The organism is Enterocloster clostridioformis (assembly GCF_020297485.1).
GTDB classification, from domain to species: Bacteria; Bacillota; Clostridia; order Lachnospirales; family Lachnospiraceae; genus Enterocloster; species Enterocloster clostridioformis.
In genome coordinates, this window is sequence record NZ_JAIWZC010000001.1 from 3,996,726 (window position 1) to 4,022,059 (window position 25,334).

General features: G+C 47.5%; 19 protein-coding genes, 2 pseudogenes and 1 riboswitch. Of the genes and pseudogenes, 17 read left to right on the top strand and 4 right to left on the bottom strand.

Features of this window, described 5'->3' with window-relative positions:
* Window positions 1-222: pseudogene (locus LA360_RS20135) on the bottom strand (TnpV protein); the annotation flags it as partial.
* Between the two features lie 83 nt (window positions 223-305).
* A riboswitch (TPP riboswitch) is annotated at window positions 306-415 on the top strand.
* A gap of 185 nt (window positions 416-600) precedes the next feature.
* Between LA360_RS20135 and thiW the strand changes: the two are divergent.
* From thiW to trpA, 10 genes are all read left to right on the top strand, one after another.
* Window positions 601-1,137 (top strand): energy coupling factor transporter S component ThiW, encoded by a 537-nt coding sequence (thiW, locus tag LA360_RS20140; protein WP_002585578.1) that lies wholly within the window; start codon window positions 601-603, stop codon window positions 1,135-1,137.
* Between the two features lie 20 nt (window positions 1,138-1,157).
* Window positions 1,158-2,000 (top strand): hydroxyethylthiazole kinase, encoded by an 843-nt coding sequence (thiM, locus tag LA360_RS20145; RefSeq protein ID WP_112481512.1) that lies wholly within the window; start codon window positions 1,158-1,160, stop codon window positions 1,998-2,000.
* A complete protein-coding gene (gene thiE / locus LA360_RS20150; protein ID WP_022201920.1) occupies window positions 1,987-2,667 on the top strand; it encodes a thiamine phosphate synthase in 681 nt (226 codons plus the stop codon). Before thiM ends, thiE begins: the two co-directional genes overlap by 14 nt.
* 575 nt (window positions 2,668-3,242) lie before the next feature.
* A complete protein-coding gene (locus tag LA360_RS20155; RefSeq protein WP_022201921.1) occupies window positions 3,243-4,829 on the top strand; it encodes an anthranilate synthase component I family protein in 1,587 nt (528 codons plus the stop codon).
* Complete coding sequence (locus tag LA360_RS20160) at window positions 4,826-5,458, top strand: anthranilate synthase component II (RefSeq protein WP_002585582.1); 633 nt, start codon at window positions 4,826-4,828, stop codon at window positions 5,456-5,458. Before LA360_RS20155 ends, LA360_RS20160 begins: the two co-directional genes overlap by 4 nt.
* Window positions 5,459-5,519: 61 nt before the next feature.
* Entirely contained in the window at window positions 5,520-6,554 is a 1,035-nt protein-coding gene (gene trpD / locus LA360_RS20165) for an anthranilate phosphoribosyltransferase (protein WP_057571322.1), read from the top strand.
* Complete coding sequence (gene trpC / locus LA360_RS20170) at window positions 6,551-7,396, top strand: indole-3-glycerol phosphate synthase TrpC (RefSeq protein ID WP_057571323.1); 846 nt, start codon at window positions 6,551-6,553, stop codon at window positions 7,394-7,396. The genes trpD and trpC overlap by 4 nt, the downstream gene beginning before the upstream one ends.
* Before the next feature lie 51 nt (window positions 7,397-7,447).
* The gene (locus LA360_RS20175; protein WP_002585585.1) at window positions 7,448-8,068 is read left to right on the top strand and encodes a phosphoribosylanthranilate isomerase; all 621 of its coding nucleotides are present in this window, start codon (window positions 7,448-7,450) and stop codon (window positions 8,066-8,068) included.
* Window positions 8,069-8,097: 29 nt separating this feature from the next.
* Entirely contained in the window at window positions 8,098-9,282 is a 1,185-nt protein-coding gene (gene trpB / locus LA360_RS20180; RefSeq protein ID WP_112481513.1) for a tryptophan synthase subunit beta, read from the top strand.
* Window positions 9,275-10,048 (top strand): tryptophan synthase subunit alpha, encoded by a 774-nt coding sequence (trpA, locus tag LA360_RS20185; protein WP_112481514.1) that lies wholly within the window; start codon window positions 9,275-9,277, stop codon window positions 10,046-10,048. Before trpB ends, trpA begins: the two co-directional genes overlap by 8 nt.
* A gap of 371 nt (window positions 10,049-10,419) precedes the next feature.
* Here the strand turns inward: trpA and LA360_RS20190 are convergent, their stop codons facing one another.
* Window positions 10,420-12,231, bottom strand: a complete 1,812-nt coding sequence (locus LA360_RS20190) for a sigma-54 interaction domain-containing protein (protein WP_225537634.1) — start codon at window positions 12,229-12,231, stop codon at window positions 10,420-10,422.
* Between the two features lie 358 nt (window positions 12,232-12,589).
* Here LA360_RS20190 and LA360_RS20195 point away from each other — a divergent pair, with 358 nt between their 5' ends.
* The 7 genes and pseudogenes from LA360_RS20195 to guaA all read left to right on the top strand — a co-directional run bounded on the left by LA360_RS20195 (window position 12,590) and on the right by guaA (window position 23,182).
* Complete coding sequence (locus LA360_RS20195; protein ID WP_003524043.1) at window positions 12,590-13,999, top strand: YfcC family protein; 1,410 nt, start codon at window positions 12,590-12,592, stop codon at window positions 13,997-13,999.
* Between the two features lie 10 nt (window positions 14,000-14,009).
* A complete protein-coding gene (locus tag LA360_RS20200) occupies window positions 14,010-15,182 on the top strand; it encodes a M20 metallopeptidase family protein (RefSeq protein WP_112481516.1) in 1,173 nt (390 codons plus the stop codon).
* Between the two features lie 87 nt (window positions 15,183-15,269).
* Window positions 15,270-16,517: an L-cysteine desulfidase family protein gene (locus LA360_RS20205; protein ID WP_022201163.1), complete on the top strand. Its 1,248-nt coding sequence runs from the start codon at window positions 15,270-15,272 to the stop codon at window positions 16,515-16,517.
* A 286-nt stretch (window positions 16,518-16,803) separates the two neighbouring features.
* Window positions 16,804-17,789: pseudogene (locus tag LA360_RS31965) on the top strand (efflux RND transporter permease subunit).
* Between the two features lie 556 nt (window positions 17,790-18,345).
* A complete protein-coding gene (locus LA360_RS20220; RefSeq protein WP_022201166.1) occupies window positions 18,346-20,955 on the top strand; it encodes a cation-translocating P-type ATPase in 2,610 nt (869 codons plus the stop codon).
* A 179-nt stretch (window positions 20,956-21,134) separates the two neighbouring features.
* Window positions 21,135-21,731, top strand: coding sequence for a cytidylate kinase-like family protein (locus LA360_RS20225; RefSeq protein ID WP_002566192.1), 597 nt, complete (start codon window positions 21,135-21,137; stop codon window positions 21,729-21,731).
* Between the two features lie 149 nt (window positions 21,732-21,880).
* Window positions 21,881-23,182: a glutamine-hydrolyzing GMP synthase gene (guaA, locus tag LA360_RS20230; protein ID WP_022201167.1), complete on the top strand. Its 1,302-nt coding sequence runs from the start codon at window positions 21,881-21,883 to the stop codon at window positions 23,180-23,182.
* An 80-nt stretch (window positions 23,183-23,262) separates the two neighbouring features.
* Here the strand turns inward: guaA and LA360_RS20235 are convergent, their stop codons facing one another.
* Together LA360_RS20235 and LA360_RS20240 are read right to left on the bottom strand one after the other, a co-directional pair.
* Window positions 23,263-24,447, bottom strand: a complete 1,185-nt coding sequence (locus LA360_RS20235) for a site-specific integrase (protein WP_003524062.1) — start codon at window positions 24,445-24,447, stop codon at window positions 23,263-23,265.
* 36 nt (window positions 24,448-24,483) lie between these two features.
* The gene (locus tag LA360_RS20240; protein ID WP_112481517.1) at window positions 24,484-24,648 is read right to left on the bottom strand and encodes a DUF3173 family protein; all 165 of its coding nucleotides are present in this window, start codon (window positions 24,646-24,648) and stop codon (window positions 24,484-24,486) included.
* Window positions 24,649-25,334: the final 686 nt, after the last annotated feature.

Here is a 25,334-nt window from a genome sequence, read left to right on the forward strand (position 1 = left end):
TTACGTTTCCACAATCTCCCCTGCACAAGCCCTTATATTATTAAGGCGTCCTGTCCATTCCAAGGCATTTTTTGCCTTTAGCTGTTCCGTTATGCCCTGTGCTTGCTTCATTTGCTCTACGAGCCTTTCAAAGCGTTCCTGCGCCTGTTTATTAATCTCCGCAAGGTAGGCGTTCAGCCTGCCGCTTGTCAGAAGATTGGTGTATATAACTTTATTGTGCCTGCTGTCTTAAACACATTTTTGAGTTTTCTCCTTATCTGGCTTCATTCATTACTGATTGACAAATAAATAGTCCGGTGCTATGCTAAATAACAACAGGGAGCTTGTGAAGCAGGCTGAGAGGAAGTAATCAAACTTCGACCTATCGCACCTGATTTGGGTAATGCCAACGTAGGGAAATATGAGACATGTATGTGTATTAAATGCGTAATTTAAGTCCATATCCCGCGCGGTATGGGCTTTTTTCAGCCTTCACCGCGGTTCGGACATATGAGGGCTTTAGAGCTGTGCAGGCAATACGCCGCTGTACCAGAGAATATGCCTCTCTACCAGGAAGATAGGCGGGCTCCGAGTAAAAAACATGGAGGTATGACTATGACTATGAAAGTAAACATTAAGAAACTGGCGGTAAGCGCCATGCTGACAGCGGTGGCCGTGTCTTTATCCGGCTTTTCCATCCCCATAGGGGCATCCAAATGTTTTCCGATTCAGCACCTTGCCAATGTATTGGCCGGCGTATTTCTTGGGCCGTGGTATGGCGTGGGGATGGCGTTCTGCACATCGTTTATCAGGAATCTGATGGGGACGGGCAGTCTGCTGGCATTTCCGGGAAGTATGGTGGGAGCATTTTTAGGAGGGTATCTGTACCAGCGTTTCGGCAGGCTGACACTGGCCTACTTTGGGGAAGTGTTTGGCACCGGCATACTGGGCGGAATGCTCTGCTATCCGGTGGCCACACTGGTTATGGGGAAGGAAGCGGCCATTTTTGCCTATGTAATCCCATTCCTTATGAGCACCATGTGCGGCACGGTCATTGCCGCGTTCCTGATTGGGGTGCTGTATAAGTCCGGCGCGTTTCAGTATATGAGGCGGATGCTGGATCTGGATGTACAGACCGGCAAAGCCATGGGAAGATAACAGGAAAAAGGATAAATCAGATGACGCGGAGACAATGGATGAAGGACTTAAGGGAGCGCTCTCCCAGGGTCCACTGTATAACCAATTATGTTACGGCAGGGGATGTGGCCAATATGGTGCTGGCCGCAGGCGGTTCCCCTGTTATGGCCCAGGGGCTGCATGAGGTGGAGGACGTTACCTCCATCTGCAGCAGTCTTGTCCTTAATCTGGGAACCCTGGAAGAAAAAACCATACCGGCCATGGAGGCAGCGGGAAGAAAAGCTGCCGTTCTGGGCCTTCCCGTTATCCTGGACCCGGTAGGAGTCACTGCATCACGGTTTCGCAGACAGACAGCCATTGATATGATCCGGAAGGCCGCTCCTTCTGTCATCCGGGGAAATGAGGCGGAAATCCGGGCCCTGAACCAGGAACTGAGGGGACATGAGGCGGGAAATACCTGCGGCGTGGATTCGGGAACCTTTGGTACGATTGAGAGCCGCCTGGAAACCGCCTGTTCCCTGAGGGACCTTACAGGCGCGGTTGTGGTCATGACCGGGGAAGAGGATGTGGTGGCCGGAAAAGAAAGAAGGTTCATTGTCAGAAACGGCCATCCCTGGATGGCCAGAATTACAGGCAGCGGCTGTATGCTGGACGGGCTTATGGGAGCGTTCTGCGGTCTGTATGGGGAACTGGGACCGGACGGCCCTCTGGAAGAAGCTGTGGTCATGGCCCTCAGCGCGCACGGGCTCTGCGGAGAATTGGCGGCCGGAGAGACTGCGGGGAGGGGAGGCGGGACAGGTACATTCCGCATGTATCTGATGGACAAAATGAGCCTTCTGGATGACGAGACACTGGAGAGAGGTAAGAAAATTGAGATTCGATAGAAAACAGCTTTTGATTTATGCAGTAACCGATAAGGCATGGACCGGGAAGCTTTCTCTGGAGGAGCAGGTGGAGGAGGCGTTAAAAGGCGGCGCAACCATGGTTCAGCTCAGGGAAAAGGAACTGGACAAAGGGAATTTTGAGGAAGTGCTGAGAACGGCCTGCGCCATCCGCAAAATCACAGAAAAATATAATGTGCCCCTTATCATAGACGACAATTTGGAGCTGGCCCTGGCCTGTCACGCGGACGGGCTCCATGTGGGGCAGGACGATATGGAGGCATCTGAGGCCAGAAGGCTTTTGGGACCTGACCGTATACTGGGGGTTACGGCAAAAACAGTGGACCAGGCCAGAGCAGCCCAGGCAGCAGGCGCGGATTATCTGGGCAGCGGAGCCATATTCGGCACCAGTACAAAAGCAGATGCGCGGCCCATGACAATGGAGACCCTGAATGCAATCTGCGACAGTGTGGACATTCCTGTGGTGGCCATCGGAGGAATCTGCCTGGATAACATAGGGCGCCTGGCCGGCAGCCATGCAGCGGGAGCAGCCATTGTATCAGGCATATTTGGGGCGCCGAATATACGGGAGACAACAGAAAAGCTGGCAGAGGCAATGACGGAGATAGCCGGAATGCCCAGGCGGGACCTCAGGGCGGGATCAGTGTAAGAAAATGAGAAAAATATAAAAAACTTTCAAGAAAACCATTGACATTTGAAAATAGGCTGATTATAATGAGTTCAACATTCAACAAAACATAAAAAACTGTTGAGTAGGAGTAAGTAAGATTGTAATTCCAGGCGCAGAGAGCTTCCGGCCGGTGTAAGGGAGCATTGGATTAGAGTCTGAATGGACCTGCGAGGGCAGCTGGAAACCAGGGGCATAGAGATATGGCTGATGGGAGTATGGGCTGACGGGTATCCCACCGTTACCAGGGAGAACGCATGATGGTGCGTTGCAGAGCGGGCGTATTTTATTTCTTTGTTCGATGACACAGCATCAGGTTAAATTTAACTTGATGCTTTTTTATTTCCCGGACCGGAGGATGGCGGGGAACGTGCAGGACATGGAAAGCGCCAATCAGGGTGGTACCGCAGAAGCCGGAAGAAGCTTTTGTCCCTGTTGATTACAGATGTAGTCGGCAGGGATAAGGGCTTCTTTTTTTGATGAATGTGACGCCCGGACCCGGGAATGGTGAAAGGTTTAGAATAAACAGCCGGCAAGAAGGAAAGGAGTTAAGGTAAATGATAATCCCAGCTTGTGATGAAATATTAAGTCTGTCAGGGGAATACGATATAATTCCCATCTGCCGCGAGATTTACGCGGATGTAGTGACGCCCATAACACTGCTCAGACGTATAGCGGAGCGGAGCAGCCGTTTTTACCTGTTGGAAAGCATAGAGGGCGGCGAAAAATGGGGACGCTACTCCTTTCTCGGATATAATCCGGTGATGCGTGTTACCTGCCGCTGCGGGAAGGTGAAGATTGAGAGCCATGTCAGCCGGTTCCCGTCCAGGGAAATACAGACAGCTCATCCCATGGATGTGCTTCGTGAGATATTGGCACAGTACAAGGCGCCCAGGCTGAAAGGACAGCCGCCCTTTACCGGTGGATTTGTAGGGTATTTTGCGTATGCAATGATTGAGTACGCAGAGCCCACCCTTCATATCAGCAGAGGCGGGGCCAATGACTTTGACCTGATGCTATTTGACAAGGTCATTGCCTATGACCACCTGAAACAGAAGATTCAGATTGTGGTTAATATGAAAACCGGCAGGACAGAGAGGGCAGGAAGGACGGAACGGGGAAACCGTGAAGAGCAGGAGCGCTGCGAAGGCCGCAAGGGTGGTGAAGGCCGGGAAAATAGGAACACCTACAGCGGTCTGGAATATTTGTTGAAGGAGTATGGAAGGGCCTGTGAGGAAATACAGGAAATTGCTTCCCTTATCAATGATACAACACCTCTTAAGAGGCTGTCCTCGCCGGAGAAACCATCCTTTGTATGCAGTGTTTCCAAAGAAGAGTTCTGCGATACGGTGGAAAAGACAAAGGAGTATATTCTGGACGGGGATATCTTCCAGGCGGTTATATCCAGGCAGTTTACCAGTTCCTATGAAGGCAGTCTGCTGAATGCCTACCGGGTTCTGAGGACTACCAACCCGTCCCCTTACATGGTTTATATGAACATAGACCAGGATGAAATCATCAGCACGTCACCGGAAACACTGGTCCGCCTTGAAAACAGGCGCCTTACTACATTTCCGGTAGCGGGTTCCCGGCCAAGGGGAGACGGGGACGAGGAGGACAGAAGGCTGGAGGAAGAACTACTGGCAGATGAAAAGGAGCTTTCCGAGCACAATATGCTGGTGGATTTGGGGAGGAATGATATTGGACGCATCGCTGAGTTCGGGTCCGTTGAGGTGACGGAGTACAAGATGATACACAAGTATTCCAAAATCATGCATATCTGTTCCCAGGTGGAAGGAAATATAAAACCCGGCCTGGACGGCTGTTCGGCGGTGGAGTCCCTGCTTCCGGCAGGCACCCTTTCAGGAGCGCCTAAGATACGGGCATGCGAGATTATAGAAAAGCTGGAGTCCGTTCCCCGCGGAATATACGGCGGAGCTCTGGGATATCTGGATTTTACCGGAAACCTGGACACATGTATCGCCATACGCATGGCGGTAAAGCAGGCAGGAAAGGTTACGGTCCAGGCCGGAGGCGGAATCGTGGCGGACAGTGTTCCGGAACTGGAATACGAGGAATCAGCAAATAAAGCCAAGGCCGTCATACAGGCCATCCTTCAGGCAGGGGAGGTAGATGACAGATGATAGTATTGATTGATAATTATGACAGCTTTTCCTATAACCTGGTACAGATGATTGGGAGCATTGAGCCGGATATACAGGTAGTCCGCAATGACCAGGTAACCGCAGATGACATAGAGAACATGAAGCCAAGCCACCTGATTCTGTCGCCCGGACCGGGATATCCCCGGGATGCTGGTATACTGGAGGAAGCAGTGATGAAGCTGAAGGGAAAAATGCCCATACTGGGCGTGTGTCTGGGCCATCAGGGAATATGCGAGGCATTCGGCGGAACCATTGCCCATGCAAAGAAGCTGATGCACGGCAAGCAGAGCGATATCAGGCTGGACAGTCATATACAGGACGGGAGGTTCCCCGCTTCAGAAAAAGCGGGAAACAGATGCAGGTTATTTGAAGGCCTGCCGCCCGTTATACCGGCTGCCAGATATCATTCCCTGTCGGCAGTGCCTGAGAGCCTGCCGGAGGAACTGGAAGTGGTGGCTCTGGATTGTATGGAAGGGGAGGTCATGGCAGTTCAGCACAGGGGCTATCCCATATATGGGTTGCAGTTCCATCCCGAATCCATATTGACGCCGGATGGAAGGAGGATACTGGAGAACTTCCTTAATATCCGGACGACACAGGCAATGTAATTTGTGAGGGACAGAACAAAACAGAAATAAAAATCAGGTATTGTAAAAAAGGAGGATGACTATGATACAGAAAGCAATCCATGAATTGGTAGAAAATAAGAATCTGGATTTTGAAACAACAAAGGAAGTTATGGATGAAATCATGAGTGGAAACGCCACCCAGGCCCAGATATCTTCCTTTCTCACAGCGCTGAGGATGAAGGGAGAGACCATTGATGAGATTACGGCCTGCGCCACTGTTATGCGTGATAAGGCGGTAAAGCTGTCTCCGCCCTTTCCGGTAATGGACATTGTGGGAACAGGAGGGGACGAGGTGGGAACCTTTAATATTTCCACCACCAGCGCATTTGTGGCTGCTGCCGGAGGCATACGGGTGGCAAAGCATGGAAACCGCAGCGTATCCAGTAAAAGCGGCGCGGCGGATGTGCTGGAAAGGCTGGGGGCAGAGCTGGCTCTGACTGCACAACAGGCTGAAACTGTCTTAGAGGACACCGGAATGTGTTTCTTGTTCGCGCCGGCATACCATTCTTCCATGAAATACGCGGCTCCTGTGAGGAAAGAAATCGGAATCAGAAGTATATTTAACATATTAGGCCCCCTGTCCAATCCGGCAGGAGCCTCCATGCAGCTGTTAGGTGTGTATAGCCGTGATTTAGTGGAACCGCTGGCTCAGGTGCTGGCTAATCTGGGAGTCACCAGGGGAATGGTGGTATGCGGGGGAGACGGACTGGATGAAGCAACACTTACCGGCCCCACCCATGTATGTGAGATTCGTTACGGGAAAATTACGGCTTACGATATGACGCCTGAGGAATTGGGCCTGACTGTATGCAGTCTGGAAGAACTCATCGGAGGCACACCTGAGGAAAATGCAAAGATAACAAGGAATATCCTGTCCGGAAGCCTGAAAGGGCCGAAGAGGGACGTGGTGGTTCTGAACGCGGCCATCAGCTTATATCTGGGAATTGATGACTGCACGGTGAGGGACTGTATCAAAACGGCTCAGGACATCATTGACTCCGGAGCAGCCATGGCTAAGATGGAAGAATTTATCCAGGCAACAAAAAAAGCGGCAGGAGAGGTGAAGGCGTCATGATACTGGATACCATTGCCCGGTCCGCCGGGAAACGGGTGGAGCAGCGGAAACAGGTAAAATCACTGGAACAAATGATGAAGGCAGCCTGCGAGTGCAGAGAGAGAGAAGGCATTAAGGGGGATGCCATAAAGAGGGCTGGTATTAAGAGAGAGGACGGAACAAATGAAGTACATCCCTTTAAGGCGGCGCTGTCTAAGCCGGGAGTCTCCTTTATCTGTGAGGTAAAAAAGGCTTCGCCTTCAAAGGGACTTATCGCTCCTGATTTTCCTTATGTGGAAATAGCCAGGCAGTACCAGGAAGCTGGCGCGGACGCCGTATCCGTATTGACAGAGCCTGAATTTTTTTTAGGAGCAGACCGGTATCTGGAAGAAATCCATAGAGAGATAGAGCTTCCGCTGCTGCGCAAGGATTTTATCGTGGATGAATATCAGATTTATGAGGCAAAGGTGCTGGGAGCCTCCGCTGTCCTGCTGATTTGTTCTCTTATGGATATGGAAAAGCTGAAACGGTATATGGGCATCTGCGGCAGTCTGGGCCTTAGTTCCCTGGTGGAGGCTCACACTGACCGGGAGGTGGCCATGGCGGCAGAGGCAGGATCCGATATAATTGGAATTAATAACCGCAATCTGGAGACATTTGAGGTGGACTTCACAAACGCCCTGAGGCTCAGAAAACTGGTGGACCGGGGAACCATATTTGTGGCGGAGAGCGGAATCAGGACGCCTGAGGACATAGAGCTTCTGGCGGAGAACCAGGTAGATGCGGTTCTGGTGGGAGAGACCCTGATGCGGGCACCAGATAAAAAGAGGGCTCTCAGAGAACTTAAGTCCCGGATTGGGTAGAGCCGGACATGAACCGTGACAGACAGAGTAAAACATGCGGGGAGATTGACTATGAAAACATGCAGGCTTAAGATTTGTGGTCTGAGCCGGTTTGGAGATATACTGGCGGCCAATGACATTCTGCCGGACTATATCGGCTTTGTATTTGCCGAGAGCAGCCGCAGGGTTACGCCTGATAAGGCTGCCCAGTTAAGGCAGGAGCTGGATAAAAGAATCAAGGCAGTGGGTGTATTTGTCAATGCGCCCATGGAGGAGATAGTGAAGCTGTCAGAGGACCGGGGAAACGCAAGGGTGATTGACCTGATACAGCTCCACGGAGATGAGGATGAAGCTTACATAAGACAACTGAAAACACACACCGGCCTGCCGGTTATCAAGGCGGTACGGGTCAGAAGCAGGGAACAGATTTTAAAGGCCCAGGAGCTGCCCTGTGATTACCTGCTTCTGGACACCTATACAAAGGACAGGTACGGAGGCAGCGGCACCCAGTTTGACTGGAACATGATACCAGAGCTTACGAAACCCTATTTTCTGGCAGGCGGTATACATCTGGGCAACATAAGACAGGCGGTATCCCATGGCCCCTACTGCATTGATGTCAGCAGCGCGGTGGAAACAGGGGGCAGGAAGGACAGAAGGAAGATGGAGGAAATGGCCCAGGTCCTGCGGTGAAAAATTGTTTTAGAAAAGGAGAAACAGAAATGTCAAGAGGAAGATTTGGAATCCATGGCGGTCAGTTCATACCGGAAACACTGATGAGCGCTGTCACGGAGCTGGAAGAAGCATATGAGTATTATAAAAAGGATCCCCGGTTTACGGCTGAGTTAAAGTATCTGCTGGAGGAATACACAGGCCGTCCGTCACGTCTCTATTATGCGGAGAAGATGACAAAGGACCTGGGCGGAGCCAGGATTTACCTGAAAAGAGAGGACTTAAACCACACCGGATCCCACAAAATCAATAACGCTCTGGGGCAGGTCCTTCTGGCTAAGAAGATGGGAAAGACCAGGGTGATTGCCGAGACAGGGGCCGGACAGCACGGCGTGGCAACTGCCACCGCGGCAGCCCTTTTGGGACTGGAATGCGAGGTCTACATGGGAAAGGAGGATACGGACCGCCAGGCACTCAATGTATACCGTATGGAACTGTTAGGGGCCAAGGTACATCCGGTGACCAGCGGAACACAGACATTAAAGGATGCTGTCAATGAGACGCTCAGGGAGTGGACGAACCGCATCTCCGACACACATTATGTCATAGGTTCTGTCATGGGACCCCATCCCTTCCCCATGATGGTAAGGGATTTCCAGAGTGTTATCGGCAGGGAAATAAGAGAGCAGCTTATGGAGAAGGAGGGAAAGCTTCCTGATATGGTTATAGCCTGTGTGGGCGGCGGAAGCAATGCAATGGGAGCTTTCTATGAATTCATAGAAGAAAAGGACGTGAAGCTGGTAGGCTGTGAGGCAGCGGGACTGGGTGTGGAGACAGAGCAGACCGCGGCTACCATAGCAACGGGCCGGCTGGGGATTTTCCACGGCATGAAATCTTACTTCTGCCAGGATGAATATGGACAGATTGCACCGGTGTATTCCATCTCAGCGGGTTTGGATTATCCGGGCATCGGGCCGGAGCACGCGCAGCTGCATGACAGCGGCAGGGCAGTGTATGTGCCTGTGACAGACGATGAGGCGGTGGATTCCTTTGAATATCTGTCACGTATGGAAGGAATCATTCCGGCAGTGGAGAGCGCCCATGCGGTGGCCTATGCCAGGAAGGTGGCTGGCTCCATGGGTAAAGACCAGATTATTGTTATCAATCTTTCCGGCAGGGGAGACAAGGATGTGGCGGCTATTGCCAGATATAAGGGGGTAGAACTCTATGAATAGGATACAGCAGGTTTTTGAGAATAAGAAGGCATTTATACCTTTCATAACAGCAGGCGACCCGGATCTTTCCGTTACAGAAGCACTCGTGCCTGCAATGGCAGAGGCCGGTGCGGATTTGATTGAGCTGGGGATACCATTTTCCGACCCGGTGGCAGAGGGAATTGTCATTCAGGAAGCAGACCTTCGGTCCCTGGCCTCAGGAACCACCACAGATAAAATATTTGATACGGTGCGCCGGATTCGCCAAAAAACAGATGTGCCGCTGGCATTTATGACCTATATCAACCCGGTGTTTGCATACGGTGTGGATAAGTTCATGAAAAATGCCGCTGATTGTGGAATAGACGCCCTGATTGTGCCGGATATGCCCTTTGAAGAGAGGGAGGAACTGCTGCCGGCGTGTAAAAAATACGATATGACCCTGATTTATCTGGTGGCGCCCACATCCAGGGAGCGGGCCCAGGCCATAGCCAGGGAATCCGATGGATTTGTGTACTGCGTATCATCACTTGGAGTTACGGGTGTCCGAAGCGAGATTACCACGAATATTAAGGAAATGGTGGACACCGTAAAGCAGGGCCGGAATGTGCCCTGCGCCATTGGATTCGGCATCTCCACTCCGGAACAGGCCAGTAAAATGGCTTCGCAGGCAGACGGGGTAATCGTGGGAAGCGCCATTGTGAAAATGATTGCCAGGTACGGAATAAGCTGCGTGGAACCTGTCTGCGATTATGTAAAGCAGATGAAGGCGGCTGTTGGGGTATAGACAGTGCGGACGGGGTGAGACTGTCAGGTGAAAGCGGCAGGTGAAAGCGGCAAGTGAAAAAGGGGCAGCGGCGGAGTACGCCCCAAGGCCCTTTTTCGAGGAAAACAGTATCTCGCCTGCCGGTATAAACGGAATATTATGTAGAACGTAAATCTCATCAATAGAATATTTTTCAAACAGTCCATCATCAATCATAGCCTTAGAACCTTTTCCGGGTTCTTCCAACTGAATCGCATCCATGTCTGCCCTTAAACCAATAACAGTTTTGCCTTCTCCGGCTTTAAGATCCGCTACGATACCGGTTTTACCAGTGCCCTCATAAACAGTCAGCCCCATTTTTCGAAGTTCATTTACAACAAATTTTGCGGTATTCATCTCTTCATATCATCAATATGATATCGGTATAGTTTGCGGTATAGCGTGGATAGGTTGATTTTGAGTTGATTTGCAATTTCTTTTTTAGCTTTGGTTGTAGTTCCATATTGTTTTAAATAGGAAATCAGAATCTCTTTTTCAAAGCATTCTGTGAGATTATTTAAAGATTTTCCATCCATATGAGAAAGAATTTCTGCACTGTCAGGAATACGATGGCTTTGCTGATTCATATCTATGCTTTTGAAGTAATCAGGTAGATATTTTGGTGTGATAAGGTTTTTTTCCGATATATTTACCAGATATTCAATCACATTTTCCAGTTCTCTGACATTTCCTTTCCAGTGGGCGTTGCAAAATACTTCCATCAGTTCATTAGAAATCTTCTTTTGCGGTTTATTCAGCTTTTGGCAATATTCAGCCAGTTTTATGTTTACAAGAAGAGGAATATCATCCTTGCGTTCTCTCAATGGCGGTATATTGATTGGTATTACATTTAACCGAAAATATAAGTCTTCACGAAATTCCTTATTTTTAATCATGTTTTCCAGATTTCGATTGGTAGCGGTAATCAGCCGGAAATTAACTTTAATCGTATTTTTTCCACCAAGTCTTAGAAAAGAACCATCTTGTAAAACACGAAGGAGTTTTGGCTGTAAGTGGAGCGGCATATCACCGATTTCATCTAAAAACAAAGTTCCTCCATTTGCCAGTTCAAAGCGTCCCACCTTTCCTGACGTATTAGCTCCGGAAAACGCGCCTCTTTCATATCCAAATAGTTCGCTCTCCAGCAGAGTATCTGGAATAGATGCACAATTGATAGCTACGAACGGTTTATGCCTGCGGTTAGAGGCATAGTGGATTGACCGGGCAAATAATTCTTTTCCAGTCCCGCTTTCTCCGCGAATCAGTACAGAAGAATCGCCTGTGGAGATTTGTTTGGCCAGTGTTATAATATTTTGAAGTGCAGCACTATCTCCGCAGATATCAGAAAAATTAATCTCATCTTTTCGCTCAATAATATTATATGCGTTCATCAACTCATTGGAGTAACGCGAAACCTGAAGAACATAATTGCGGATATCTTCGTGTATCGGAGTGATAATCATCTTTATGGAAAAACGGATACGCGGGTCCGCCAGTCTGGATTTTACTGTCATAGTACCGTCTCCAGGAGAGTCTGCGATTGGGGGGGGGGGGTAAAAGATTTCATCAACTCTTTTTCCAATCAGATCCTGCTCGGAATGATTTAGGAGCTTTGTAAGCTGTTTATTTACAATGGTAATCCTCTGATTAGTGTCTGCTAAGCATAGACCATAATCTAGAGAATTCACGATAGTTGTAATTTCCTGGTTGCGGAGAAACAGATTTTTAATGGTTTCTTCATACGCAAGATTACCAGCCAGCAATTCTCCAAGCTTGCCTAAAAAACGGGTTATAGTGGATTGATTTTCCTTGATATACATCCATTGAGATTCTTTAAATGCAATCAGACCGATAGCGCCGAGTGCCTGTCCGTCACGAGATATAATTGGATAGCCTACGGTTGCAATTTCTTTGCATATGGAAGCGGATTTGCAATGGGCACAGCGTGAGCTTAATGCAGTTTCTGTAATTATTTCGGTTTTCTTTGAATTGATAGTATATTCATAAGAACAGCCCTTCGGTAAATATTCCCCCACTAAATGTCGGTAATTACCGGTCGCTGCAATTCGCTTCAAAGTTTTGTCTACAATTGTAACATCCAGAAGAAGCAAAGACTGGATTGCATCTGCTATTTCCTGAGCAGAATTTTTCTCGATTTTATACATAATAGATCACCCATCATAATATAACACATCTCCAATTTTTTGTAAAGTTACACAAAAGATATCTGTTATTGGTGAATAGATTTGGAAAAAACAGTCAGATTTTACTTATTTGCACAAGTGAGAAAAAAATTAGCAATTTTGCAAAAATGCGAAAGCCAGTGAAACGCAGATTCGCTGTTTTCTGGACAAAATTAGTTGGCATACGATTTGCTTATTATATTAGTAATCAACATAACCATATTTCTTAATCGCAGTTTCTGTCTTATGGGAAAATAACATGTAAAAGGAGGGAGAAGTGATGCTGGCGATTTGCGGCAGAATGCGATAAGTAATATGAAAAACTAAAAGGAGTATTATTATGGGAAATTCAAAGGAGAAAAAGAATAAGGGTAAGAGTATTAACGCATTTATTATTGTTTTTGGTGTTATTGTTGCCTGCTACATCCTGTCGTTTTTCATAAGCCCTGGTGCTTTTGAACGTGAGGTTGTCGGGGGAAGAACCATTGTTGTACCCAATTCTTTCCACGCAATTGAAAAAACTTACTTAGGACTGCAGGCTATTTTCCAGGCAATTCCAAACGGACTGGAGGCTTCTGCAGGAATGATGTTCCTGGTAATGTTAGTTGCCGGTTGTATCGAAGTTTATAAACGAACCAACACCTTGGATAAAAGTGTGGCAAAAATCTTAACGAGTGCAGAAAAAGTAGGCTCGGAAAAAATTCTAGTCTTAATCATGGTTATTTTTGCATGTTTTGGTGGATTTTTGGGATGGAATGAGCAGATTGTACCGTTTATTCCTATTATCATATCACTGTGTCTGGCTCTCGGTTATGACTTGATGACTGGTGTCGCCTGCTCTGCAATGATTGATATGATTAGCTTTTCCATTTCACCTACCAGTGTCTATACGGTTGGTATCTCCCATGAAATTGCTGAGTTACCAATGTTCTCAGGCTTTTTATTCCGCTTTATTCTGCTGGTAATTTTTGACATAATTGTTATTTGTTACGTATTGAAATATGCAAGAAAAGTAAAACGCGATAAAGCAGCTTCCATTACTGCAGATATTGATGACAGCGAATTCAGAATTGATTATAGTGATATCGCAAAGAATCCGCTGACCAAAAGACAGAGTGTTTCTCTTGCAGTGTTCATGATTACGTTTATTGCGGCAATTGCAGGTGTCGCAAAATTTGGCTGGTCCATGAATGACTTGTCTGCATGTTTCTTATTTACAGCAATTGCAGCTGGTGTCATCAATAAACTGAGTGCTGATAAGATTATTGACTGCATTATCGATGGTGCAAAAGACGGGTTGAGACCGGCGCTGGTAATCGGTCTTGCAAGAGGTATCCAGTGGATATTGACAAGTTCTGGTATTATCGACCCGATTATCAATGCAATTTCCAAACCGCTTATGGAACTTCCGAGCTCCATTACAGCAATTGCAGTTATGTTTGTTATCGCGCTGTTCAATGGACTGATTACCTCCGGTTCTGCAAAAGCAATGGCTCTGATGCCGATTCTGATTCCGCTGGCAGACATTGTTGGTATGACCAGACAAACCATGATTCTTGCTTTCCAGTTTGGTGATGGACTTACAAACTCTTTATGGTTTACAAGCGGTACCCTGTTAATCTTCCTGACAATTGCGAAGATTCCGTTAAAAAAATGGTGGAAGTTTGTTACTCCGCTGATTACGATACTGACAGTTGTAAGTGTACTTTCATTGGTTATTGCAACTAAAATTAATTATGGACCGTTCTAGGAGGAAGACTATGGAAATTAAAAATCAGATTAAAATAATCGAAGATGAATTAATCCAATTAAGAAGATACTTCCATGAAAATCCGGAGAAATCATGGGAGGAGCATAACACACAGAAAAAAATCATGGAATATCTGGATGAACTGGATGTTCCGTACATTGCTTCTACAAAAACCGGCGTAATCGCCACAATCCGCGGCAAAAAGTCCGACGATCATATCATTGGAATCCGTGCAGATATTGATGCGCTTCCAATGGATGACCTGGTAGATTGCGAATATAAATCAAAGGTTTCAGGCTGTGCACATACCTGCGGCCATGATACACATATCACAATGTTACTAGGAACAGCAAAAATCCTTTCCAAGATAAAAGATGAACTGACTGTGACTGTACGTTTGCTGTTCCAGCCAGCAGAGGAATTTATCGAAGACAGTGGAGCAGCTTACATGAAAAATGAGGAGCAGATTTTGGAATGTGACCGTTTAATTGCACTTCATATCTGGAGTCAGATTGAAGCAGGTTATGCATCTCTTCGTTATGGCCCGGTTATGTCTGCTGCAGATACGTTTGACATTTTTATCAACGGTAAAGGCGGACACGGTGCATTGCCACATCAGACCATTGATCCGGTAGTAGCAGGTGCAGAACTGGTAGGTGCACTTCAGAAGGTTGTCAGCAGAGAAGTCAGCCCACTGGATACGGCTGTAGTCAGCGTAACTTCATTCCATTCAGGTACCACATTTAACATTATTCCGAATTCCGCGCATTTAATGGGAACCTGCAGAACATTTAATAATGAGCTGAGAAACCATTATCCGGATATCTTAAACCGTGTGGCTCAGGGTGTTGCCATTTCGACCAGAACGGATATTAAAGTGGAATATCACTGGGGACCGCCAGCAATGATTAACGATTCGGAATGTGTTGATACAGGACGCCGTGCGGCAGCAAAAGTATTCGGTGAGGATAAACTTATTGATTACGAACAGCAGATGGGTGGAGAGGATTTTGCAAAATATAAAAACCCGAAATGTCTGTTGATGCTGGGCGGTGGATTCAGTAATCCAGAAGGGAGATTTCCGCAGCATAGCCCGTATTTTGATATTGATGAAAACGTCTTAAAACTTGGAGTAGAATATTTTGTTCAATATGTAATCGAGTACGGATTGGAGAATGAGTAAGGAGTGAAGAGTGAAAAATAGAGAGAACTTTTAGGCGCACTTGTACTTGTTTGTGCCTTGAGCGAAGCGAAAGGAATGGTATAAAGCATGAATTACATTGAATATTTTAAACAGGAGATTGTGCCTGCATTTGGTTGTACAGAACCGATTGCACTTGCATACGCAGCCGCTAAGGCAAAGGAAGTACTGGGAACGAATCCTGACAGAATTATAGCAAGATTATCTGGCAGTATGATTAAAAATGCCAACAGCATAAAAGTGCCGGGAACTGACGGACGAAAAGGAATCGCAATCTCACTGGTAACCGGAGCTTTTCTGGGAGATGCGGAGAAGAAGTTACGGGTATTAGAGAATGTCGATAAGAGCAGGCTCTGTGAGGCAGATGCATTGATTGAGCAGGGAATCGTACATACGGAACTGGTTCCAGGTGTTTCGAATCTCTATATTGAGGTTGAAGAACACAGCGGCGACGACTATGCAAAAGTTGTGCTAGAAGATTCTCATACTAATATTACTTTGATTGAAAGAAATGAAGAGATTCTGTATAAGCAGGACAAAAACAGTTCAAAAGAAAACACAATAAACTTTTCATTTGAACAAATCTACGATTTTGCGCGAAATACAGATTACAGTGAAATCCGGCCGATTCTGGATATGGAAATCGAATATAATATCGCTATTGCAGAAGAAGGCATTCAAAATAATTGGGGTTCCAATATTGGAAAACTGGTGTTGGATAAGCGCCCAGATGATTTTGTGGAAAAGATGGTTGCTTATGCTTCGGCCGGTTCGGATGCCAGAATGAGCGGTTGTGAGAAGCCGGTTGTTATCAACTCTGGTTCTGGAAATCAGGGCATTACCGTGTCTGTTCCGATTATCCTTTATGCTAGAGAACACCACTGTGAGGAAAATCAGTTATACCGGGCTCTGATTTTTGCTAATCTGCTTGGCCTGTATATGAAGCAGGGAATCGGAAAATTATCAGCTTATTGTGGGGTTGTGTCTGCATCATCTGCTTCTGTTGCAGGAATCGCATTCCTGAGTGGGGAAGGTGAAAAAATCATCAGGGAATTGCTTACAAATTCGTTGGTAGTGAATTCGGGTCTGATTTGTGATGGCGCAAAACCTTCCTGTGCAATGAAGATTGCGTCCAGCCTGAGGAATGCATTTCTGGCGTATCAGCAGGCCAAAGCCGGTAAGAGTTTCCAACCAGGAGATGGGATTGTCAAAGATGATTTCGAAGAAACTATTCATACCATTTCTGTCATTGCACGGGATGGCATGAAAAAGACGGATGAGGTGATTCTGCATGAAATGGTAACAGAAACCTGTTAGAATGACTAATAAAGGGAGCATCGCAAACGGATAAGAGATATTAAGATTTCTTATCCGGGCGGTGCTCTTTTTTATATTAAAGGTAAGTTCTCCAGTTGGAGAACCCTTGCATTAACAATCTCTTGTGGGACCCCAATAAAAGGCGCAACATGGATTTTGGAAAAACTATTGAAGAAAACCAAAGCTTTCTGTCAATATTTTGGAAATAGAAAATAGGGGAAAGCTGTTAATATAAGAATATCGAAGGGATGGCAGGACAATGGAACAGGATACAGGAGGGAACATGATGCAGAAACGGCAATATAAAATTCTGAAGCTGCTGTACAGGTCAGATGGATTTGTGACTGTGGAGCGCCTGGCGGCAGATGTGCAATGTTCCCTTAAGACCATCAGGAACGACCTCAAGCAGCTGGGAAGTTTTCTGGAAGAACACGGACTGGGAAAGATTGTCTCTAAGAGCAACAAAGGTGTCTGTCTCATGAAAGGTAAGGACTGGGACGCGGCAAAGCAGGATATCCAGAAAGCGTCATGAGTTTGGGGACCAGACACTGAAAAGCCAGACAGAGAAGTTCCTGTGGGGATTTGATATGGCTGGGGTACCAGCAGCTGTCATTTCTCCTGTCACTGTGTGTTCTGCGAATCAGGAAAAAGGAATATGCAGAGATTCCGGCGGATTTTGAATATCAGGGGGCAGAGTGGCAGGGCGCGGAATATGACCGAAGTATGGCCGGAGTATGCATGGAAAGCCTTAAGAAGTATTATAATATCGTTTTCAGCCCGGCAACCAACAGCATAGACGAAATGATGGGGGAGGAGCTGGGAGCGCTGGGAGGCGCCCTGGTTACAGGCGTGTTCCTTATATTCATTGTCATGGGCATACAGTTTGAGTCACCCAAGTATTCCCTGATGGTCATGGTGACCATTCCCTTCAGCCTGATTGGTTCCTTCGGCCTTCTGTACCTGACCGGCAGCCCCATCAGCATGGTATCCATGCTGGTCAGTGTGCCACTTATGGAGGCGCTGGTGGAAGCGGGAGCCATCCGTATGAGGCCCATTCTCATGACAACCCTGACAACGGTCATTTCCATGATACCCAATGCCCTGGCCTATGGAAGGGCCGGCAAGATGATGCAGGGTATTGCTCTGGTAAATATCGGCGGCCTTATGGCATCCATGGTCCTTACCCTGATTCTTCTGCCTACCTTCTACAAGGTGGTGTACCAGCTGGGAAGAAAACGGATTGGGGGCGAGGGAGAGCCGTCCTATGACTGATGGGCGCTCTGAAATGACCTGACAGAAAAATAGCACCAATAAAAGATATCCTTTTTATCGTCTGGGCGCACCCAAAAAGGATGAAGATGAGGGCAGTTAAATATAATATAAATTTTTAAAACCCCCTTGACATTTCCGGAAAAAAAGGATAAACTCAATAAAAATTCATAATGAATGCGGAACAGCTCGAAAGGGAGTAGTTTAGATATATTGTCAACAACCTCGGTTCCAACGGAACCTGGCAATATATGCCTTTGCGGTTACAAGACTTTTATGCGTGGTTTGCAGATATGTTACATATCCTGGCAGCCATCCATAGAAGTCTTTTTTTGTGGGTTTCCCGGTGCCGGAGCATGGCGGATAAATGTTTTTTTGAATTGCTTTTTTGCCATGCACATGGCATTTTGGCGCAGGGATACGCGCATAATAGACTAAGAACTCATTACGAGCCACTCCACTAAGTGGTCAAAGGACGACCGCTGAGTGGAGATGACATGAATCGCACGTAAGCGCCTAAAGGATGGGAGCTAAGTGCTCACAACGAGGAGGAAAGTACATGAAAGAATGGTATCAACAGACAAAAGAAGAGATACTCGGCCAGTTTCAGGTAACGGAACAGGGGCTGACATCTTCCCAGGCAGAGAAAATCCTGGCTGAGAAGGGAGAAAATGTCCTGGAGGAGGGAAAGCGCAAGAGTACCCTGCAGGTGTTTTTAGAGCAGTTCTGTGACCTGCTGGTGGTTATCCTGATTATTGCAGCCCTTATTTCCATGGTGTCAGGCAATGTGGAGAGCACGGTAGTTATCCTTGCTGTCATCATCCTCAACGCTATCCTGGGCACGGTACAGCATGCAAAGGCTGAGAAATCCCTGGACAGCCTCAAATCCCTGTCATCCCCCAACGCCAAGGTGCTGAGGGACGGACAGAAGGTGGAGATTCCATCGTCCAAGGTGGTTCCCGGAGACATCCTGTACCTGGAAGCAGGAGATCTGGTGGTGGCTGACGGAAGAATTCTGGAGAATTATTCCCTTCAGGTCAATGAAAGCTCCCTGACCGGAGAGTCCACTAATGTGGATAAGAGCGACGGCACCCTTCACAGCGACTGCGCCCTGGCTGACCGGGCCAATATGGTGTATTCCAGCGGCCTGGTGACTTACGGACGGGCAGTGGTCCTGGTGACTGCCACGGGCATGGACACAGAGATTGGTAAGATTGCAGCTCTGATGAATGCCACCAAGGAAAAAAAGACGCCCCTTCAGGTCAGCCTGGACCAGTTCGGCAGCCGTCTGGCCATGGCGATCATGGTCATATGTGCTCTGGTGTTTCTGCTGAGCCTGTACCGCAAGATGCCTGTCCTGGATTCCCTGATGTTTGCGGTGGCCCTGGCAGTGGCGGCCATACCTGAGGCGCTCAGCTCCATTGTAACCATCGTACAGGCCATGGGCACCCAGAAAATGGCAAAGGAACATGCCATTATCAAGGAGTTAAAGGCCGTGGAAAGCCTGGGCTGTGTCTCTGTCATCTGTTCGGATAAGACCGGTACCCTGACTCAGAATAAGATGACGGTACAGAACATCTACACCAATGGACAGACCATTACCATAGACCAGCTGAACCTGAAGAACCAGCTTCACCGTTATCTTCTCTATGATGCCATACTTACCAACGATTCCTCTATCGTAGACGGAAAAGGCATCGGAGATCCCACAGAGTTCGCGCTGGTGGAGATGGGAAGAAAGGCGACCGTGGACGAAAACCTGCTCAGAGAGCTGATGCCCCGTCTGGAGGAGATACCCTTTGACTCAGACAGGAAGCTTATGAGTACCAAATACGAACTTCACGATGTGCCCACCGTACTTACCAAGGGAGCCCTGGATGTGCTTTTAGACCGCACCGTGAAAATCCGTATGGAAGAGGGAATCAGGGACATTACCCGGGAGGATAGGGAGGCTATCCTTCAGAAAAATCTGGAGTTTTCCCAGGAGGGATTAAGGGTCCTGGCCTTTGGATACAAGGAAGTTCCCCAAGACTATATCCTGTCCCTTGATAATGAGAAGGACTTCATTTTCCTGGGACTTATATCCATGATGGATCCGCCAAGGGAGGAATCCAAGGCAGCGGTAGCAGACGCCAAGCGGGCCGGAATTAAACCTGTTATGATAACCGGCGATCACAAGATAACCGCCACTGCCATCGCAAAGCAGATTGGCATTTATGAGGACGGCGATATGGCCATGACGGGCCGTGAACTGGACGCCATGCCGGAGGAGGAGCTGGACCGTAAAATTACGGACATATCCGTTTACGCCAGGGTTTCACCTGAGAACAAAATCCGCATCGTGGATGCGTGGCAGCGGCGCGGTTCCATCACGGCCATGACCGGAGACGGAGTCAATGACGCTCCCGCCCTTAAGAAGGCGGACATCGGAGTGGCCATGGGCATCACCGGCACCGAGGTTTCCAAGGATGCGGCAGCCATGATACTGACGGACGATAATTTCGCAACCATCATCAAGGCGGTAGCCAATGGAAGAAATGTATACCGCAATATAAAGAATGCCATCAAGTTCCTGCTGTCAGGCAACATGGCAGGTATTCTTTCGGTATTATACACATCCCTGGCAGCCCTGCCAGTGCCATTTGCGCCGGTACATCTGCTGTTTATCAACCTGCTGACCGATTCACTGCCGGCCATTGCAATCGGCATGGAGCCAGCTGAGAAGGATTTATTGTCAGAAGCGCCCAGAAATCCGAAGACAGGCATCCTGACAAAGGATTTCATGACCACTATCCTGACCCAGGGCGGAATCATAGCTGTCTGTACCATGATTGCCTTCCACGCAGGCCTCAGAACCGGCAGCGCGGCCACGGCCAGCACCATGGCGTTTGCAACCCTGACCCTGGCCCGTCTGTTCCACGGATTCAACTGCCGCAGTAAGCACAACATCTTCAAGCTGGGCTTTTCATCCAACTGGTACAGTCTGGGAGCATTTGCGGCCGGCGTGGTACTGTTAGGCATTGTCATGTTTGTTCCGTTTATGCAGAACCTGTTTTCCGTAACACCACTGACCCAAAGCCAGATAGTGAATGTCTGTATTCTGGCCGCAGTACCCACGGTACTGATACAGCTGTTTAAGATTATAAGAGATATTAAGCATAGGAAATAATGGGGAATTGTGGTATAATGTCCACGTAGGCAATGAGCAGTGCAAAAAGCGGCGGGCATATATCTGTTGGGAGCTTGCTCGCATAAGGATATATGCCCGCCGCTTTTTTATAGGGCGAAGCCCATTCAAAGCTCATCCTGTCCAAAACAAAACCAACCAAAGGAAAGGGGCGGTGCTTAATGGATAAGGTCATAACAGTAAGCCGCGAATTCGGAAGCGGAGGCCGTGAGCTGGGGGTAAAGCTGGCAGAAAAGCTGGACATCCCATTTTACGACAAGGAGTTAATCTCCATGGCTGCGGACGATATCAATATTGCAGAAGAGGCATTTCAAAACTACGATGAGCATATCGTAATTCACGACCCGTTAGACAGGCAGTATTACCATGCTTTTTCTGACATTTACAAAGTTCCCATGTCGGACCAGATTTTCGTGGCCCAGTCCAACGTCATCCGCAGGCTGGCTGCTCACGGTCCATGTGTAATTGTGGGACGGTGTGCGGACATGATTCTGGATGACAGCATTAACCTGTTCATCTACTCCAAAATGAGGGACCGGATTAAGCGTATGCTTATACTGGAGCCAGGTTCTGATGAGAAGGAGATGGAGCGCCGTATCCGGGAGGTGGACCGGAAACGCAAGGAGTATTACCAGTATTACACCGGCAACACATGGGGCCGGGCCCAGAACTACCACTTATGCCTGGACAGCGGGCTGACAGGGGTGGACGGATGTCTGCGGGCGGTTCTGGCTTATCTGGGAGAATTGTCAGAGTAACGGGAATCGGGGCAGCCGGCACGGGCGGGCGGTACAGGCGGCAGTGCGGGCGGCGATACAGGCGTTTCGGTCAAATGAACAATTAAAAAGAACCAAGAAAGACATTTTAGCAAAAGAAGCAGAATTCTAATAAATTCAGGAGGCAGAAGATGAAACAGGATATGATTGTAATTCTTGACCTGGGAAGCACAGAGAACACAAAACTGGCCAGGGACATCAGGGAGATGGGGGTGTACAGTGAGATTTATCCCCACGATATCACAGCCAGCGAGCTTAAGGAACTTCCCAATGTTAAAGGAATTATCATCAACGGCGGCCCTAATAATGTTGTGGACGGTTCTCCCATTGATGTGCGTCCGGAACTGTATGAAGCAGGATACCCGGTAATGGCGGCAGGCCACAACGCGGCTGCCTGTGAGCGTTCCATACATAGCTGGGATGAAGCTGACAGCGACCAGGTTCTCCGTTCCTTTGTGTTCGATACATGTAAGGCCCAGCCTAACTGGAATATGAAGAACTTCATTTCCGACCAGGTGGAATTAATCCGCCAGCAGGTAGGAGACAAGAAGGTGCTCCTGGCTCTGTCAGGAGGCGTGGACAGCTCAGTGGTAGCGGCCCTGCTCATCAAAGCCATCGGAAAACAGCTGACCTGCGTCCATGTAAACCATGGCCTTATGAGAAAAGGGGAATCCGAGAGCGTTATAGATGTATTCAAGAACCAGATGGATGCAAACCTGGTATATGTGGACGCCGCAGATCGTTTCCTTGGAAAGCTGGCCGGAGTGGCTGACCCGGAACAAAAGCGCAAGATTATCGGCGCTGAATTTATATGCGTGTTTGAGGAGGAGGCCAGAAAGCTGGAAGGAATCGAGTTCCTGGCCCAGGGAACCATTTACCCGGACATCGTGGAGAGCGGAACCAAGACAGCCAAGGTGGTAAAATCCCACCACAATGTGGGAGGACTTCCTGAGGATTTGAACTTCACTCTGGTAGAGCCGCTGCGCCAGCTGTTCAAGGACGAGGTGCGCGCCTGCGGACTGGAGCTGGGCCTGCCTCACAGCATGGTATACCGTCAGCCGTTCCCTGGTCCCGGATTAGGAGTGCGCTGTCTGGGGGCCATAACCAGAGAACGTCTGGAAGCTGTCAGGGAGTCCGACGCTATTCTCCGCGAGGAATTTGCAAACGCCGGCCTGGACAAGACAGTGTGGCAGTATTTTACTATTGTACCGGACTTTAAATCAGTTGGAGTCAGGGATAATGCGCGCTGCTTTGATTATCCTGTCATCATCCGTGCAGTCAATACTGTGGACGCTATGACTGCCTCCATTGAGCGCATTGATTATGATGTGCTGCAGAGGATTACGGACCGTATATTGAAGGAAGTTAAGAATGTGAACAGGGTGTGTTATGACTTGAGTCCGAAGCCTACGGCTACGATTGAGTGGGAATAGTTGGAGCAGAGCTGCAAAGCCTTTATTTTCAATGGTTTTGCGGCTCTTTCCTTTTAGAATTGCATTTTGATTGCATTTTTTTATTCAACTGCTCTGTGATAGATTGATGTATGCTGGTTGCTGGTGTAAGCGGCAACACTAGTTGTTGCCGGAGTATAAGTGAGAACGCCATTTAATTTTTTGGCAACTTCCACGTTGGTGTTGGGATATAAATGTCCGTAGGTGCCCAACGTGGTCTGTATCTTTTCATGCCCCAGACGTTCTTTAATCAATAAAGGATTTTCTCCCATGCTGATGAGCAGGGAAGCATGGGAATGTCTGAGTGCATGAATCTTGATACGGTGTACTCCTGCCAATCCGGCAAGTTTTTTTAATGCCCGTGGGAGGGTGTGCTTACTGGTGGGAATCCCATTATAGCTTAGTACAAGGTCACAGTCCTTTAAAACTTTTTGCTGTACTTCCTGCCATGCTTTTAATTCTTTGATGGTATCTGTGTCAATATAGATAGTGCGAATACTGGCTTGTGTCTTTGGCTCCACAAATTTGTATTCGTCCATTGTTTTATAGTACAGCGTTTTAGTTATACTTAAAAGTCCGGTTTCAAAGTTGATGTCCGACCATTGCAGGGCTGCGGCTTCTCCGATTCTCATTCCGGTCATAAACAGGAGCCAGTATGAAATGAAAAGGTAATGTTCGTAATAATCGCCCTTGTAGAGCAGGGAAATTACCTTTTGAAATTCATCCAGTGTCCAGAAATCCACTTTTGTTTTCTTACTCTTGATATTCCCTATCATCCGTGACGGGTTTTTCTTTGCAAGGCCGAGAACAATCGCCCTGTCAAAGGCAATGGAGAGCATCCCCTGTACAATACGGATATAGTTTGGATTAAATTTTTTTGCGAGTTCAAGCTGCCAGTTCTGGACGTTACTGGGTTTTATCTCATCCACCGTCATTTTGTAAAAGTATGAAAAATGTTTCTGGATGGTAGAACGGCGGTTCAGATAGGTGCTTTCCTTTACCTGTGTTTTATACCAAGGCAGGTAAGTTTCCTCAATGAACTGCTTAAAGGATAGCTGCTGCTTCTTTTCTGCCAATTCCTCTGTGGATGCCAGCATAAGTTTAGAATATGCTTCTCTAGCTTCTTTTTTTGTCTTGAATCCGCTTTTGTATTTCTGAATCTGTTTTCCGGTAATCGGATGGAAACCTAAGTTTGCTCTAAAATAATAGGTTCCGTTTTCTGCCTTCTTAATAAGGTCTTTTGCCATGATTTCACTCCTTACATAAATGTGCAAGAAGTACAATCAGTTTGATTTATCAGTAAAATTAATCCCTAACAATTCTTCCACAGCTTCTCTGGGAACCCTGTCCAGTTTGCGTGACTGATAGTAGGTATGCCCTTTTGAAATCATAAGTCTTTTTGCTTCTCTTATGATGTCTGCTGCGAATGAAGTCCCATAACCTAGTATAACTCGATTTTAATAAGTTTACATTATTATCCTGAAAACCAAGGGAAACGTGCGCCCAAAGCACGGACACGTAAGCCAATAAATCAGATTACTACCAATGCTTAAATTGTAAGCTTATTTAAATCGAGTTATACTAGTTCTATTAAATCTTTTTTTGTTACTGTAATCATGTTCCTCCTTTCCATAGACCAGATATGGAACCCTCAATATCTGTCTATATTATATCAGATTTTGTGGCAAAAGTAATATTAAGATTGTATTTCCTGCGAATAGTTATTTGATTTTGAATGAAAAATTTTCATTCAAAATGGTATCTAAGCAAACCGAACAGCTTTCGCTAAAGCTCATGGGAATCCCCCCTGCATGGTTCTCATCCAGCCGTACCCTTTGCCAGCGGTGCTACATCATCACACGGACTAAGGCTGTACGGAAGTATCATTATCACGATAGAAAGGTCATGGCGGCAGCTCTGCGGCAAGCTGCTTATGGAACGCTGGCAGGAATCGCTATCCGGTTTCATCCCTCCTTTGGTGGATTACGGCGTGCCAGCCCAACGGCTCTCTTTCTATCGAAACGTATTCGGCTGCTTTATGCTGCGTTGATTAGACGCTTTCTTTTTCAAGGAACAATCCGGCTTTGTCAGCCTGTTAAAATGCACTGGTGATAATGCACTTTAATAGACTGGC

What these genes read in the sequence shown, in the direction of transcription:
- thiW (WP_002585578.1), top strand. Translation starts at nt 601, where the DNA reads ATGAAAGTAAACATTAAGAAACTGGCGGTAAGCGCCATGCTGACAGCG.
- thiM (WP_112481512.1), top strand. Translation starts at nt 1,158, where the DNA reads ATGACGCGGAGACAATGGATGAAGGACTTAAGGGAGCGCTCTCCCAGG.
- LA360_RS20155 (WP_022201921.1), top strand. Translation starts at nt 3,243, where the DNA reads ATGATAATCCCAGCTTGTGATGAAATATTAAGTCTGTCAGGGGAATAC.
- LA360_RS20160 (WP_002585582.1), top strand. Translation starts at nt 4,826, where the DNA reads ATGATAGTATTGATTGATAATTATGACAGCTTTTCCTATAACCTGGTA.
- trpD (WP_057571322.1), top strand. Translation starts at nt 5,520, where the DNA reads ATGATACAGAAAGCAATCCATGAATTGGTAGAAAATAAGAATCTGGAT.
- trpC (WP_057571323.1), top strand. Translation starts at nt 6,551, where the DNA reads ATGATACTGGATACCATTGCCCGGTCCGCCGGGAAACGGGTGGAGCAG.
- LA360_RS20175 (WP_002585585.1), top strand. Translation starts at nt 7,448, where the DNA reads ATGAAAACATGCAGGCTTAAGATTTGTGGTCTGAGCCGGTTTGGAGAT.
- trpB (WP_112481513.1), top strand. Translation starts at nt 8,098, where the DNA reads ATGTCAAGAGGAAGATTTGGAATCCATGGCGGTCAGTTCATACCGGAA.
- trpA (WP_112481514.1), top strand. Translation starts at nt 9,275, where the DNA reads ATGAATAGGATACAGCAGGTTTTTGAGAATAAGAAGGCATTTATACCT.
- LA360_RS20190 (WP_225537634.1), bottom strand. Translation starts at nt 12,231, where the DNA reads ATGTATAAAATCGAGAAAAATTCTGCTCAGGAAATAGCAGATGCAATC.
- LA360_RS20195 (WP_003524043.1), top strand. Translation starts at nt 12,590, where the DNA reads ATGGGAAATTCAAAGGAGAAAAAGAATAAGGGTAAGAGTATTAACGCA.
- LA360_RS20200 (WP_112481516.1), top strand. Translation starts at nt 14,010, where the DNA reads ATGGAAATTAAAAATCAGATTAAAATAATCGAAGATGAATTAATCCAA.
- LA360_RS20205 (WP_022201163.1), top strand. Translation starts at nt 15,270, where the DNA reads ATGAATTACATTGAATATTTTAAACAGGAGATTGTGCCTGCATTTGGT.
- LA360_RS20220 (WP_022201166.1), top strand. Translation starts at nt 18,346, where the DNA reads ATGAAAGAATGGTATCAACAGACAAAAGAAGAGATACTCGGCCAGTTT.
- LA360_RS20225 (WP_002566192.1), top strand. Translation starts at nt 21,135, where the DNA reads ATGGATAAGGTCATAACAGTAAGCCGCGAATTCGGAAGCGGAGGCCGT.
- guaA (WP_022201167.1), top strand. Translation starts at nt 21,881, where the DNA reads ATGAAACAGGATATGATTGTAATTCTTGACCTGGGAAGCACAGAGAAC.
- LA360_RS20235 (WP_003524062.1), bottom strand. Translation starts at nt 24,447, where the DNA reads ATGGCAAAAGACCTTATTAAGAAGGCAGAAAACGGAACCTATTATTTT.